The following is a 13587-nucleotide window of genomic DNA, read 5'->3' on the forward strand; positions in this document are numbered from 1 at the left end:
GCGGATTCGAAAAACATAGAGATGTAGTCGGTGCAATGAATATTCGCTATGCACCTGTGGTTGGCGGTCATAGTCAACCAGCCTAAGATGCTATATGCACTGTCTTAGGAGGGGCAATGAGATGCCCTTGTCTTGAAGGCTGTTCAAAACAGAAATGGACTGCGAACGTTTAGTCATTCAAGAATCCCACCCGTCACACCGTAAGGTGTAGGGCTTGCGGCTTTAGCCGTGGGAGTCTCAAGAGGAAGCACCTATTTATCAGGTGCATGACGGAGGCAAACTAGTCGTTGCCCACGCAGGAATTAAGGAAAAAGACATCGGACGCTATACAAAGCGGATTAAAGAATTTGTTCTGTACGGGGATGTGACCGGAAGAATCCTGGAAAACGGCCTCTCAGAACGGGGAGACTGGGCCCTCAATTATATTGGAGACCCTTGGATTGTTTATGGGCATACACCAGTCAGACAGCCGAGAGTGCTGAATAGGACGATCAATATTGATACCGGTGCAGTCTTTGGGGGAAGCTTAACCGCTATCCGCTATCCGGAAATGGATACGATCTCTGTATCATCCTCCCTCCCCTTTGACGAATCACGGTTTCGGGGGGACTGATAAGTACTGGGGCGGATCCGTTTAGCTTGTTTTTGAACCGGTAATGGGAGAAGTGGTGTGCTTTCCAACTGAACTGGACCGCTTTCCGGGGGAATGAGGCTCTTTCTCGTCCGAACAAAATTAGTCACCTCTTGGTTTAGCTGCAATACTATCAATTCCCCTTGTAAATAAAGAGGGGTTGAAGTAGACTTTTCTAGATGCATCCAGTATAAGGAAGGGGAATTGCAATGACAGAGAAATTTGGTTCGCAGGCTTATGACGAAGAAATGTTTTTCAGCCAGTTCATGAGAAGAAGATACCGAACAGATAGTCCGAATATAAGCATTGAAACCCCCGCTATACTGGATTTAATTGGAAGACCCACAGGAAAATCGGTGCTTGATATTGGCTGCGGTGATGCGTCAATTGGCATTCACCTGCTCGGTCAAGGATGCCTTTCCTATCTTGGAATTGAGGGTTCACAAAATATGTTTGATGAAGCCATCCGCGTATTAGAAGGCAGCAAGGGGAAAATAGAGCTTTGCTCTATGGAAGAGTACGCGTATCCTCCAGAAGCGTTTGATCTGGTGATCTCTCAGCTTGTGGTTCATTATTCAAGTGACGTTGATGCATTATTCTCTTCGATTTTTAAGACATTAAAACCAGAAGGCAGGTTCGTGTTCAGCCTTCAGCATCCACTGCTTACTTCATCATTTAAAAGCACTTTAGAAGGTAAAAAGCGGAATGACTGGATTGTAGATGATTATTTTCATAGCGGCAGACGGGTTGAAAATTGGATGGGGCAGAAGGTTGTCAAGTATCACCGGACGACCGGGGAATATTTTGCCGCTCTTTCTAATGCCGGGTTTAAGATTAATCACCTGATGGAACCTGAACCCGACCCTGCTTATTTTTCCAATCAGGAGGAATATCTGCGCAGAATGAGAATCCCGCTCTTTTTGGCTTTTTCCTGTACTAAATAGCTTTTTACGAATCCTGCTAAAACTCCCGCAAAAAGCCCCGTCACCATGTGCCGGGGCTTCTATTCTAAAGAATCCGTTTCTTCCCAAAACTTCCTCATGTCTTCGGGGAGGGCCGTTTCAAATTTCATTTTCTGTTTGGAAAAAGGATGAAGGAAGGTGAGAACTGAGCTATTCAATGCCTGTCTTCCCATAAGGGCTCCACTTCCTCCATACAGTGTATCCCCTGCCAGCGGGTGGCCGATGCTGCTCATGTGTATGCGGATCTGATGGGTTCTGCCTGTCTCGAGCTTTAATTCCACCAGACTGTACTCTTTTTTGCCTTCCAAAACTTTGTAATGGGTGACCGCACGCTGTCCGTCTTCCCTGACTTCCCTTTCAATGATGCTATCCCGCTTTCTGCCGATGGGTACGTCGATCATTCCTGCTTCCTGCTTTAATGTTCCGTGAACGATTGCTGTATAAGTCCGCTGAATGCCCGCCTGCTTTTGCAAAACAGAAAAAAGAGAATGACTGAACCGGTGCTTAGCGGCGAGCATCAGGCCTGACGTATCCTTATCCAGCCGGTTTACGATGTGAATGGTGGAAGACAGCCCCTGTTTTTGAAGGTGATGAAGCAGCCCATTCGCAAGCGTTCCATCCGGATATAAACGGGACGGAATCGTGGCCATGCCGGCAGGTTTAGCTAGTACGATGCAATGCTCGTCCTCGTGCACAATGTCCAGCGGAATCTTCTGAGGCACTAATCCTTCACTCGGCTTTTCTTCCGGAAAAAGGACCGATACCCGGTCACCATCTGAAAGCTTCCGTCTGACCGTTTCCTTTTCCCCATTCACAAGCAGGTTTCCGCCGCTGAATTTAATATCGGTGATCGCCCTTTTTGTAAGCTGCTTCGTTTTCAAAAATTCTCTTAGAATCATTCCGCTGTCTTCTTTTGAAACCTTCCATTCAAGCTGAAACTGTTTACTGCCCAATAAAAGAATCCTTTACGCGCTTCCAGAAAGGAAAAGGACGGAAGCGGGCAAACCTGACATTCTCTTTAGCTACACGGCATTGAATGGACTTCACATCTTTATGAAGCAGCGTAAGGTGATCAATTGTAATTTGAAAATCCACATCATTAACGGGCTTCAGCATACACGTATGATGATCCGGAAGAATGAGCGGGGAGCCGACCGTACGGAAAACGCGGTTATTGATTGAGGCCATTTCGGCAATCTGAATGGCCCGGATGGATGGATGCAGGATGGCTCCCCCCAACGCCTTATTGTAGGCTGTGCTGCCGGAAGGAGTGGAAATGCAAAGGCCGTCTCCCCTGAACGTTTCAAACTTTTGTCCTTTTATCTCGACATCCATCACCAGGGAATTTTCAATCGCTTTTACTGTACATTCGTTTAAAGCCAGATAGCGCGCTTCCTTTCCACCATCATTGTGGCGGATGATCACTTCAAGTATCGGGTATTCTACAATCTGATGAGGGGTTTTTGCAATCGCAATGACGAGCTTTTCAATTTCATCCGGCACCCAGTCTGCATAGAAGCCAAGGTGGCCGGTATGTACTCCTATGAAGGCGGTTTTATCAAGACGGCTCCGATATCGGTGGAACGCATAAAGAAGGGTGCCGTCGCCGCCGACGGAAATGACAATATCAGGGCGGTCTTCATCGTATTCAAGATCAAAATCGCTCAAGTAAGTCCTCATTTTCTGCATCAGCGTGTTGGATTTGTTATCGCCTTTGGACGTAATCGCAAATCTCATGTTCCAGGCCCCTTTTCTTTTCATATCGTATGGCTTCTACTCGGTATCTCTCGCTTCCGTTTTTCTTAAAAATACTGCATGGGCCTCCTGGATTTCTCCCTTAATAAGAGACATTTCTTCATCAAGCCGGTATGCCGCCTCAGCAGCTCGCTGAAGGCGGGTTTGAATGGCCTCCGGAAAATTCCCTTTATACTTATAGTTAAGTGAATGCTCGACCGTTGCCCAAAAATTCATAGCGAGCGTCCGAATCTGAATTTCCACGAGGATGACCTTTTCTCCGTATATTGTCTGAACAGGATACCGGGCTACAACATGATAGGAACGGTATCCGCTTTCCTTCTTGTGTGAAATGTAGTCTCTTTCTTCTACTATCTCGATATCCTTACGTTTTCTGAGCATATCCACTACAACCCGGATATCATCGGTAAACTGGCACATCATTCTTAAACCGGCTATATCCTGCATATCACTATGCAGCTTATTCACTGCAATATTTTTACGTTTCGCTTTATCCAGGATGCTTGCAATCGGCTTTACTCTTCCGGTTACAAACTCAATCGGCGAGTGTGAGCTTTCAAGCTCATACTCGGATCTTGATCCCTTCAGCTTAATCTTTAATTCATCCACTGCCTGCTGATACGGAGCTAAAAAAAGCTCCCATTCTCTCTCTTCCATCTCCATCGCCCCCAGAATGAAATGTATGGACCTTACGCTAATGAAGCGAACACTTCAGAAACTTTCCCTTCCATTTCATCCCCATAGTTGGCATTTCCTGCTATATTCTGAACAAGCTCACGAAGTTCATTAAAGAATTCCTCAAGTTCGAGCTCATGCTGATTAATGCTTGCCCAAACAGATAAATCACCGGCTCTCGCTTTTTCAATCTCTGCCCAGCAGCCGGCCGGAATGCTGAAGTATGTAAACTGTTCAGCGTCTTCCAATATGTATATAAAAGCGAGATGGTCAGAATCCGCCAGAATTTGTCCTTTTGCTTTAAGTGCTGAAGCATCTCCATCATAAGAGCTTCCTTTAAGGACTAATTTACCGCTTTCAAATCCAGATTCGATCACTTCAATTCGTTTGTTCATTTCCTAAACTCCTTCCAATGCAAACCTGCACATCCATTTTACCATACTGTCCCCTTTCTAATAAAATGGAAGGTCCTTTTCATATCTCTCAATTATTCTTTTTCTCCGTTGCTCTCATGAAAAGAAAGAGAGATAATAGAACCATCAACCTTTTATGGAGGATTCACCATGTCACAGCATATTGAAATCGAGTTTAAGAACATGTTAACAGAAGAAGAATTCGCACGGCTCATTCAGGCATTTGAATTTGACGAGGCTGATTTTAAAGAACAAACCAACCATTATTTTGATACGGAGAACTTCCAGATAAAAGAAAGGCAAGCGGCCTTAAGAACCCGTTTTAAAGCTGGACAGTGGGTGTTTACACTTAAAGAGCCGGCTGAAACAGGTCTTCTTGAAACCGAGCAGGTTTTAACAGAAGAAGAAGCGGAACGATTGATGGAAGAGCACCAAATTCCAGACGGGCCTGTTAAAGAACAGCTTGCACTATTGGAAATTGAAGAAAAGTCGATCCGTTATTTCGGTTCTTTGACAACGTGGCGGGCTGAAAAAAAAGAAAAGGAAGGCTTAATTGTTCTTGATCAGAGCCGATACTTATCAATAGAAGACTTTGAGCTGGAATTTGAAGCAGAGGAAGCGACAGCAGGAGAACTATATTTTAGCCGGCTTCTTGAAATGTATCAAATCCCTGTCCGGGAAACGAAAAACAAAGTCCGCCGTTTCTATGAGCGGAAGTATTCCGTTTAAAAACTGGCGTTCAACAGGATCACAGCACTGCTGACCAGCTTCCCATATAAAGCTCAAAAATAAAGGAGACCATAGCATATGGATATAAGACAGTTTCAGAACATGATGGAACTACAAAACCTCCGCGCCCCGGGATACCAGCCTGGAATAAGAGAACAAAGCCAATCTGCCAGCACGATGTTCAGCAGTCTGATGGATACGATGCTCCGTTATTATACAGGGGGACCCGAAGAACCCTCTGTATCCATCAGAGAGCAGCAGGCAAGTCTTTACCAGCCGGCAAGCGTGGTGCATCCGATTTCTTTGAATGAAGTAAAAGCATCCTCCATAAAGCAGCCTGCTGGTCCTGCTTCAATTGAAGCCATTATAGCCAATGCTGCGGAAACGTATGGAGTAGATCCTAAACTGATCCGCTCGGTCATTCAGCAGGAATCCAACTTTAATCCTCAGGCCAGAAGCGGGGCCGGCGCCATGGGTCTGATGCAGCTGATGCCGGCAACAGCGAGAGGGCTTGGCGTAGAAAATGCTTTTGATCCCAGAGAAAATATCATGGGCGGTACAAAGTATTTAAAACAAATGCTGAACAAATACAGCGGTGATGTGAAATTGGCTCTAGCAGCCTATAATGCAGGGCCGGGAAACGTTGATAAATATGGAGGAATTCCTCCTTTTTCAGAAACGCGAAATTATGTAGCAAAAATTTCAGCTTCCTATTTTGCATAAGCCAATCAGTCCTTTACGGGCTGATTTTTTTGTGCAAAAAAGAACTTTCAGTTAACCCTCAATGCGATTTGTTTGAGATATGCCGTCCTCATTGTTAAAATAAGCTTATTACATTAGCCAAATGGTTCTAAAAAGCATTGGTGTATAGCCATTTAAGGCTATTAGCACATACTAATCTTACTCAATATAAGAGAATTTAACATAAAGGAGTTATCAACATGGCAGATTCTTTTGCAACTCCGTATGAAGCGATTGGAAAAGAGCTTCTTTCTCAGCTTGTTGATGCTTTTTATTCCAATGTAGAAAAACATCCCTTGCTGTCTCCAATTTTCCCTGATGAATTAACCGAGACAGCGAGAAAGCAAAAGCAGTTTATGACCCAGTATCTGGGCGGGCCGCCCCTCTATACAGAGGAGCATGGCCACCCGATGCTGAGGGCCCGTCACCTTCCTTTCCCTATTACGGAAGACCGGGCAGAAGCCTGGCTCGAATGCATGGACAAAGCAATGGATGAAGTTGGTTTAGATGGAGACATACGCACTTTCTTTTTCGAGCGGCTTACATTAACTGCACATCATATGGTAAATACTTCTGGTAGTGCTCTTGATAAGAAAGGAGAATGGGATTAATGCCTTCTGGCGAAAAAAGAAATATCGGGCATTTTTTCTCTCATTGCCACGGCAATGCAAAAAAACCGCTTGAAATTTATTTGTTCGTAGACCCTCTTTGCCCCGAATGCTGGGCCCTTGAGCCTGTTATAAAAAAACTGCTAATGAGATACGGACGCTTTTTCACACTAAAGCATATCATCAGTGGAAACCTTGCAGCACTTCATGCAATGAAGAAAAAAAAGCCCGAGAACATGGCCGCTTCATGGGAAAAAACCGCGTCCAGAACCGGAATGTCCTGTGATGGATCGATCTGGTTTGAAAACCCGATTTCCTCCCCTTATGCACCGTCTGTAGCTATTAAAGCAGCCGAACTTCAGGGAAGGAAATCAGGGATCCGTTTCCTGCGTAAGCTTCAGGAAGTGCTGTTTACAGAGAAGCAGGATGTATCAGATGAAAAAGTGCTAATTGACATTGCCGGCATTACAGGATTGGATCAAGATGAATTTATTAAAGACCTTCATTCAGAAAGTGCTGTAAAAGCACTTCAGTGCGATATGAAAATTACAGCGGAGATGGAAGTCATTGAAATGCCGACGATTGCGTTCTTTAATGAACGGGTTGAAGATGAAGGCTTAAAAATCGCCGGGTATTACCCGTACGAAATGTACGAAGAGGTTCTTTTCGAGATGCTCGGCGAAGCGCCGCCACCATCTGAACCGCCGCCGCTGCCCGTTTTCTTGTCATATTTCCGTTTTGTCGCTTCAAAAGAAATTGCTCTTGCATATAATATGAGCATCGAGGAAACCGAGCGCGAAATGAAAAAATACCAGCTCGCTCAAAAAGTAGAGCGTGTGCCTGTAAAGCACGGAACCTTTTGGAGAGCATTAGACTAAGAAACCGCCACCCCATATTAAGGGCTGGCGGCTTTTTAGCTTGTTAAAAGCTATCTAGTAGGCTCACCTTTTAAGAAGGCCCTTTTATTTTGCCCGCTCTTTAACCAGTGCCTGATTCCCTTCCCTGCATATGGCTCATCTTTGTACCGGGGGATAACATGCATATGTGCATGCATAATATGCTGACCGGCCTCTGCTCCGCTGTTCCAGCCTACATTGTACCCATCAGGATGGTATTTTTCATCCAGCACTGCCTTAGCTTCCTTCAAAAGAGAAAATGCTGCTTCCCATTCTTCTGCTGTAAGATCAAACACTGTAGGCCGGTGACGGACAGGGACAATGACGCCTGAGCCGATTAATACATCCTGAGGAACTTGCAGGAACAGACACAATTCATTGCTTATTAGGACCTGCTGTTCTTGTGACAACCGGCAAAATGGACATTCGGATATACTGCCCGCCTCCTTAGTTAAGGATTTTTTATTTAGTGTACCACAACATTGTAACCGCTTTCTTTATTAATTAAATTAAAAAAGACCATGCCGGGATAAGCATGGTCTCTTTCTGTATGTCTTAACGACAACAAAGGGGATGGGAGAAATTTTTCACGGTCAAACAAAGGGGTAAATGTTTGTTATGTGATCAATTTCACACCCTGAGTATATCAGAATATGTCGAGTTTTGACAAGTGCTTAGTTCCAAATTCACAATTTTGTCACAAACATATTTCCCAGCACCCTTACATATAAAAAAGGACGGGGGTGATTTTAGTGAATCCTATCATGCTTTCAGGGCTGCTGCTTTTATTCGGAGGGGCATTCTTTCTTCACCTGCTCGGATTAATGAACCTTATTCCTGTGCTGGTCTCCTCCCTCATATTGTTTGGCAGCATAGCTGCCGGAATTTATGTTCTTACCCGAAAAAAAACATTCAAAGGATATTAGCTTTAGAAAAATAAAGCGGGCAGCCTCCATTTTCAAGCTGCCTTATCCAATTGCTGTCTTATCTGGATAAGAGCCCTGTTGAAGGTTCTGTTGATTTGGAGCGGAAGGCATGGGACTCTGAGCTAAGAGCAGCGGGAAAAGTATGACCTCGCAGGCGCAAAGCAGCGGGGATGCAATCAACAGCCCAATGCAGCAGGGCCTAAAAAAGATGAGACTGGCACCTGATGGGCCAGTCTCTTTTAATTATTCGTTCATCAGTTTTTCCAGTTCATTCAGTTTCTCTTCAAATACTTTGCATGCTTCTTCTACAGGCCGGGAGGATGTCATATCGACTCCTGCTTTTTTCAGTACTTCAATCGGATAATCCGAGCTGCCGGCACTTAAAAATTCAATATAGCGTTTAACAGCAGGCTCCCCTTCCTCAAGGATCTGCCTGCTGAGAGCAGCTGCTGCACTGAAGCCGGTCGCATACTGATAAACATAGTAATTGTAATAGAAATGGGGAATGCGTGCCCACTCAAGTCCGATTTCTTCATCGACATGAATGTTTTCTCCAAAATACTTTTTATTTAATTCGTAATACATTTTCGTCAGCAGTTCAGGAGTTAAAGGCTCCCCTTCCTGAGAGCGTTTGTGAATGCTGTGCTCAAACTCTGCAAACATCGTTTGTCTGAAAACGGTGCCCCGGAAGCCTTCAAGGTAATTATTCAAAAGATACATCCGCTTTTTCTTATCGTCAATGGTGTTCAGCAAATAATCATTCAAAAGCGCTTCATTCGTTGTCGATGCTACTTCAGCTACAAAGATTGAATAGTCACCATACTGATAAGGCTGATTTTTCCTCGTATAATAGCTGTGGACAGAGTGGCCGAATTCATGAGCCAGCGTGAACAGATTGTTCACATTATCCTGCCAGTTCATCAATATATAAGGGTTGGTTCCATACGTGCCTGAGGAATAGGCTCCGCTTCGCTTTCCTTTATTTTCGTGTACATCCACCCATCGGTTTTCAAAGCCTTCTTTTAAAACGCTGAGATAGTCCTCTCCAAGAGGCGCCAGACCTTTAAGGATGTAGTCCTTTGCTTCACTGTAGGAAACGTCCATTTTTGTGTTTTGAACAAGCGGAGTGTAAAGGTCATACATGTGTACCTCATCAAGGTTTAAAGCCTTTTTGCGGAGTTCTGCGTAACGCTGCAGCAAATGGAGGTTCTTTTCAACGGTAGACACGAGATTATCGTACACTTCCTCCGGGATGTTGTTCCCGCTTAATGCTGCCTGCCTTGCGGATTCATATTTTCTTGCCGACGCGTAAAAGTTATCTTTTTTAATAGCTCCGGAAAGCGTACTCGCAAGCGTATTTTTAAATTTACCGTACGTGTCGTAAACCGCTTTGAAGGCATCATGGCGCACTCTTCGGTCTTCACTTTCCATAAAAGTGATAAAGCGGCCGTGTGTCACTTCGACCTCTTCTCCATTCTCATTTTTAATGGACGGGAACTCCATATCAGCATTGTTCAGCTTTCCAAAGATATCACTGGACGCACGCAGCGCTTCAGAAGCCTGGGCAAGGAGTGCCTCTTGCTCCGCAGAAAGGACATGCGGACGTTCACGGTTGATTTCCTCGAGTGCATGCTTATAAAGCTTTAATTCATCGTTTTCATCAACATATTTTTTTAATGTTTCCTCATCCATTGCAAGAATTTCAGGCCCCATGTAAGAAGAAATACTGCCAGCCTCCGTATACAGGGTTGCTGCACGGTCATTAAGGGCCTGATAATGGGAATTTCCCGTGTCCTGGTCATATCTCATATGTGCGTATGTATATAGCCTGCCAAGACGCTCTGTTACAGAATCCTGAAAGGAAAGGCCTTCGAATAAAGATTGTGCGGAATCTCCAAGCTTTCCTTTATAATCTTCCATTTTAGGGATCAATTTCTTTAATTCCGCAAACTCTTTTTCCCATTCTTCATCTGCTGCAAAGATATCTTCCAGTCTCCACGTATCCTCAGCCGCAATCTCACTTCTAAGAGGCAGTTTTTTAACTGTTTGCTGTTCGGACATGTTTTATCCCCCTTTTTAATAAGGCTTTGAGAGCCTTTCATTCATCTTGTCTAAATTCTCATATGAAGTCAATTAATATGCCGCCGCTTGTCTATAGGTTATGCCGGCAGCCAGAAATTAGCCTGAAAAACTCAGTATCAGAATCCAAAATCCTTTCAATCCGGTCAGTCCATATGACGGGTGCTATCCGATACCTCTTTTCATTCTCCATAAACACTAAAAATCCTGCTTTAAGCAGCCGGGATCCAAGGTCTTCCACCACATCCTGATTTGAAGGGTTTGCAAACGAAAGCTGCCGCCTGACAGCAATTCCATCCCTCTCTAACTGGAACAGGTATTCCGCTGCATCCTGTACGGTAAATGAAATGCATTCTTCTGCCCATAATAAAAGGCTTGTTTTCCATAGATAGGGCTCTGTTTCAAAGCAATAATCAAAACAAGATGGAATAAAAACAATCGAAGGGAGAAGTGCGAGGGGGACCCGTTTTTTTACATAAAGCATTTGTTGGAAGGCTGTCATTTCCTTTGGGGGCAAACGTTTTCTGAAGCGGTTCAATCTGCTCTTAAGCCAACGGTCTGGCAGAATTTCATCAGGAGGATTTTGAAGAATGTGCTTTAGAGAATCACCCTGTCTAAAGGACACAGCATGAGCAAAGAAAATCTGTCCTGAAAATGGATACAGGTGATTTAGGCGTAGAAGCTGTTTATTTTCCGGGCAATAATACAGGAGGTAAGGGGTGAAAGAACGTGGAAAATGTCTGGCGAAGAGCCAGGAGAATGAGGGGATCCGGTATTCTGAAGGGCCAAGCCGCTTAAGCTGATTGGAGCCAAGGATCCAGATGGACTGTATGTTCAGCTTTTCATACCCGCGGATTCTGCTCGCCACATGCTCTCGCGGAATCACAGAACATTGATATTCAATGGCATATCTTTTGCCGTTCATGGTGAAGAGCAAATCCGGCCTTTGGCGGATTTCTGGAAGAAACGGCTCCAGCTGAACCTCCCCTTCTTTTTCCAGCCATTGATATAAATCCTCTTTTCCAGCCAAATGCCTTTCGGTTTCCGGCTCTGAATAACTCTCACATGCTGTCTTTTTCCGGTGGGCAAAATGGTACCTTTTAATTTTTCCAAGCTTAAGCTCCATCTGCTGTTTGCATGCCGGACAGTAAAAAGAATGGGTCGACCGCAGCCGATCCAGTTCTTCAAACGTGTAGGTCTTTCTGATTAATGAAAAAATCTTCGTATTCATTAAAGCGGTCAGCAATATAATTCCTCCTCGCAATCGTTCAGCCCCTACTCATTCTTCAGAGAAGGGCCCGATTCCTTTCCAAATTGCAAGTTTGTGTTTTGCTGTCCAAAAAGTGAATTTTTCAGCTGGAGACTGGCGTTTCCTGTGTTCCTCTGATGATCAGTAATTTCGTTTTAAAGGGTTCTCCATATAGATTGGGGTTGCCTACGCTGATTGAACGGATCAACAAAGAAAACCCCCTAGTTTTGCCGGGGGTTTTTCCATTTTTATAAACTCTCAGCAGGACTTTTTATACAGCCGCTTTGATCCTGTTATTAAAGGTCTTAAGAGGAGTTTATTCAAAGACAAAAGGGCTTGACTCTAATTCAGAGCATCGGTGAAAGCAGCCTGGCAAACGATTCAAAAACTCTCTGGAAAAAACTGCGCTTTATAAAATCTTCCATTTCAAGTCTTTTGGATTCTTTTAAATCCTTTTCGTATTCTTCCACGAGGGTGACTGTGCTGTCCGTTCTGTACAGGAATGCATTGACCTCGAAATTCAGATGAAAGCTCCGCATATCCATATTCGCTGTTCCAATGGATGCAAGCTCATAGTCCACAATTACGATTTTGCTGTGCATAAAGCCTTTTTCGTATTCGTAAATTTCCGCTCCTGCTTCCATCAGTTCAGCAAAATAGGATCTTGAAGCGTAAAACACAAGTTTTTTATCCGGCCTTTTTGGTACGAGCAGTTTTACGTCTACTCCGCTTAGAGCAGCGACCTTCAGCGCGGACAATATGTCTTCATCGGGAATAAAATACGGGGATGCAATCCATATGGAATCCTTAGCGGATACAAGCATCGAAAAAAACAGGCTTTTAATGTTTTCCCACTTATTATCAGGGCCCCCGGCAATCATCTGCACACCGCCGTTGCCCAGAGGATACTCGTCTGGATCGGCCTGAAGATACGTTTCTGTATCCAGTTCTTTACCCGTCATGTAATACCAATCCTGCAGGAAGATCATATGGAGTGTCCGTACTTCTTCCCCTATAACCATAAGATGGGTATCCCGCCAAAAACCATAAAAATCCACTTTTCCTAAATATTCATCTCCAACGTTAAGTCCGCCCATAAATCCAATTTTTCCATCAATAATCACAATTTTCCGGTGATTTCGGAAATTGATTTTGTTGCTTAGGAATGGAAGACGGACTGGAAGAAAAGGCACCATTTCAATGCCGGCTCTGTGCATTTTGCTTATGTAGGCCTTCGAAAGCTTCCAGCTCCCAACTGCATCGTAAAGGAATCGGACCTCAACGCCCTCTTTGGCTTTTTCTATAAGCGCTTCCTGCAGCTGGATTCCAATTTCATCATGGCGGACGATATAATACTCCAAATGGATGTAGGTTTCCGCTTTTTTGATTTCCTCCAGTACGGCTGGAAACTTCTGATCTCCATTCGTTAAGATTTTAGTCTGAGAGGCAAAGGAAACAGGGCTGTGGCTAAGGTTATGCGCAAGCTTAAACATAAGCTTCTGGTGGTCGCCCATTTGTTCTGCTTTCTCATGATAATTTTGATGTTCTCCTTCAATTTGCAGATAAACCTGCTGGTCAATTAACCCTTTCTTCTCAAAAAGCCTTCTTTTTCTCACATTCCGTCCGAAAAGCATATAAAATAAGAACCCGACAATCGGAAATGCGCCGAGAACAATGAGCCATGTTAATGTCTGATTCGGCTTCCTGTTTTCCATAAAGATAACGAATCCGATGAAGACAATGGACAGGGTAAAAATAATGCTCAATGAACCCAGAATCCAGTCGCCCCAATAGTTTTTTGTTAATAAAATAACTCCGGTAATAAATACAGCAAAGATAATGACCTGTATAAAATTTTTCATCTTTTCACCTGACTTTTCTGCAGCATATACTATAGTACGAATTACATTCCCCAAAAGATTC

General features: G+C 44.1%; 14 protein-coding genes and 1 pseudogene. 7 read left to right on the forward strand and 8 right to left on the reverse strand.

Annotation, left to right across the window (positions count from 1 at the left end; translation table 11 throughout):
• Positions 1-241: 241 nt before the first annotated feature.
• Together ACQCVE_RS11175 and ACQCVE_RS11180 are read left to right on the forward strand one after the other, a co-directional pair.
• A pseudogene (locus ACQCVE_RS11175) lies at positions 242-613 on the forward strand (hypothetical protein); the annotation flags it as partial.
• Positions 614-834: 221 nt separating this feature from the next.
• The gene (locus ACQCVE_RS11180) at positions 835-1575 is read left to right on the forward strand and encodes a class I SAM-dependent methyltransferase (RefSeq protein ID WP_426862972.1); all 741 of its coding nucleotides are present in this window, start codon (positions 835-837) and stop codon (positions 1573-1575) included.
• Between the two features lie 59 nt (positions 1576-1634).
• Here ACQCVE_RS11180 and ACQCVE_RS11185 read toward each other — a convergent pair whose 3' ends face one another.
• Genes ACQCVE_RS11185 through ACQCVE_RS11200 form a run of 4 tightly spaced genes read right to left on the reverse strand, consistent with a single transcriptional unit; the run spans position 1635 to position 4418 of the window.
• Complete coding sequence (locus tag ACQCVE_RS11185; RefSeq protein WP_426862973.1) at positions 1635-2492, reverse strand: RluA family pseudouridine synthase; 858 nt, start codon at positions 2490-2492, stop codon at positions 1635-1637.
• 43 nt (positions 2493-2535) lie between these two features.
• Positions 2536-3330, reverse strand: a complete 795-nt coding sequence (locus ACQCVE_RS11190; protein WP_426845314.1) for an NAD kinase — start codon at positions 3328-3330, stop codon at positions 2536-2538.
• 36 nt (positions 3331-3366) lie between these two features.
• On the reverse strand, positions 3367-4005 hold the full coding sequence (locus tag ACQCVE_RS11195; RefSeq protein WP_426845312.1) for a GTP pyrophosphokinase: 639 nt from the start codon (positions 4003-4005) through the stop codon (positions 3367-3369).
• Between the two features lie 32 nt (positions 4006-4037).
• The gene (locus tag ACQCVE_RS11200; protein ID WP_426845310.1) at positions 4038-4418 is read right to left on the reverse strand and encodes a hypothetical protein; all 381 of its coding nucleotides are present in this window, start codon (positions 4416-4418) and stop codon (positions 4038-4040) included.
• Positions 4419-4586: 168 nt separating this feature from the next.
• On the opposite strand from ACQCVE_RS11200, the gene ACQCVE_RS11205 reads away from it, so the two are divergent.
• The 4 genes from ACQCVE_RS11205 (at position 4587) to ACQCVE_RS11220 (ending at position 7392) form a co-directional block, all read left to right on the forward strand.
• Positions 4587-5165, forward strand: a complete 579-nt coding sequence (locus ACQCVE_RS11205; RefSeq protein ID WP_426845308.1) for a CYTH domain-containing protein — start codon at positions 4587-4589, stop codon at positions 5163-5165.
• A 78-nt stretch (positions 5166-5243) separates the two neighbouring features.
• Positions 5244-5888: a lytic transglycosylase domain-containing protein gene (locus ACQCVE_RS11210; RefSeq protein ID WP_426845306.1), complete on the forward strand. Its 645-nt coding sequence runs from the start codon at positions 5244-5246 to the stop codon at positions 5886-5888.
• 218 nt (positions 5889-6106) lie between these two features.
• A complete protein-coding gene (locus ACQCVE_RS11215) occupies positions 6107-6517 on the forward strand; it encodes a thiol management oxidoreductase (RefSeq protein WP_426845304.1) in 411 nt (136 codons plus the stop codon).
• Positions 6517-7392 carry a ClpXP adapter SpxH family protein gene (locus ACQCVE_RS11220; RefSeq protein WP_426845302.1) on the forward strand — a complete coding sequence of 292 codons (876 nt, stop codon included), beginning with the start codon at positions 6517-6519 and terminating at the stop codon, positions 7390-7392. The genes ACQCVE_RS11215 and ACQCVE_RS11220 overlap by 1 nt, the downstream gene beginning before the upstream one ends.
• Positions 7393-7442: 50 nt before the next feature.
• Here ACQCVE_RS11220 and ACQCVE_RS11225 read toward each other — a convergent pair whose 3' ends face one another.
• Entirely contained in the window at positions 7443-7820 is a 378-nt protein-coding gene (locus ACQCVE_RS11225) for an HIT family protein (RefSeq protein ID WP_426845300.1), read from the reverse strand.
• 342 nt (positions 7821-8162) lie between these two features.
• Between ACQCVE_RS11225 and ACQCVE_RS11230 the strand changes: the two genes are divergently transcribed.
• Positions 8163-8336: a hypothetical protein gene (locus tag ACQCVE_RS11230; protein WP_426845298.1), complete on the forward strand. Its 174-nt coding sequence runs from the start codon at positions 8163-8165 to the stop codon at positions 8334-8336.
• 243 nt (positions 8337-8579) lie between these two features.
• Here ACQCVE_RS11230 and pepF read toward each other — a convergent pair whose 3' ends face one another.
• The 3 genes from pepF to cls form a co-directional block, all read right to left on the reverse strand.
• The gene (gene pepF, locus ACQCVE_RS11235; RefSeq protein ID WP_426862855.1) at positions 8580-10397 is read right to left on the reverse strand and encodes an oligoendopeptidase F; all 1818 of its coding nucleotides are present in this window, start codon (positions 10395-10397) and stop codon (positions 8580-8582) included.
• A gap of 91 nt (positions 10398-10488) precedes the next feature.
• A complete protein-coding gene (locus ACQCVE_RS11240; protein ID WP_426862857.1) occupies positions 10489-11661 on the reverse strand; it encodes a competence protein CoiA in 1173 nt (390 codons plus the stop codon).
• 350 nt (positions 11662-12011) lie between these two features.
• On the reverse strand, positions 12012-13526 hold the full coding sequence (gene cls, locus ACQCVE_RS11245) for a cardiolipin synthase (protein ID WP_426845292.1): 1515 nt from the start codon (positions 13524-13526) through the stop codon (positions 12012-12014).
• Between the last annotated feature and the right edge of the window lie 61 nt (positions 13527-13587).

Origin of the sequence: Metabacillus sp. 113a, from assembly GCF_050107635.1 — a bacterium.
Classification (GTDB): domain Bacteria; phylum Bacillota; class Bacilli; order Bacillales; family Bacillaceae; genus Metabacillus_B.

Bases quoted from the DNA above. Each gene is read 5' to 3' on its own strand.
- ACQCVE_RS11185 (WP_426862973.1), bottom strand. From the start codon at position 2,492: ATGATTCTAAGAGAATTTTTGAAAACGAAGCAGCTTACAAAAAGGGCG.
- ACQCVE_RS11190 (WP_426845314.1), bottom strand. From the start codon at position 3,330: ATGAGATTTGCGATTACGTCCAAAGGCGATAACAAATCCAACACGCTG.
- ACQCVE_RS11195 (WP_426845312.1), bottom strand. From the start codon at position 4,005: ATGGAAGAGAGAGAATGGGAGCTTTTTTTAGCTCCGTATCAGCAGGCA.
- ACQCVE_RS11200 (WP_426845310.1), bottom strand. From the start codon at position 4,418: ATGAACAAACGAATTGAAGTGATCGAATCTGGATTTGAAAGCGGTAAA.
- ACQCVE_RS11205 (WP_426845308.1), top strand. From the start codon at position 4,587: ATGTCACAGCATATTGAAATCGAGTTTAAGAACATGTTAACAGAAGAA.
- ACQCVE_RS11210 (WP_426845306.1), top strand. From the start codon at position 5,244: ATGGATATAAGACAGTTTCAGAACATGATGGAACTACAAAACCTCCGC.
- ACQCVE_RS11215 (WP_426845304.1), top strand. From the start codon at position 6,107: ATGGCAGATTCTTTTGCAACTCCGTATGAAGCGATTGGAAAAGAGCTT.
- ACQCVE_RS11220 (WP_426845302.1), top strand. From the start codon at position 6,517: ATGCCTTCTGGCGAAAAAAGAAATATCGGGCATTTTTTCTCTCATTGC.
- pepF (WP_426862855.1), bottom strand. From the start codon at position 10,397: ATGTCCGAACAGCAAACAGTTAAAAAACTGCCTCTTAGAAGTGAGATT.
- cls (WP_426845292.1), bottom strand. From the start codon at position 13,526: ATGAAAAATTTTATACAGGTCATTATCTTTGCTGTATTTATTACCGGA.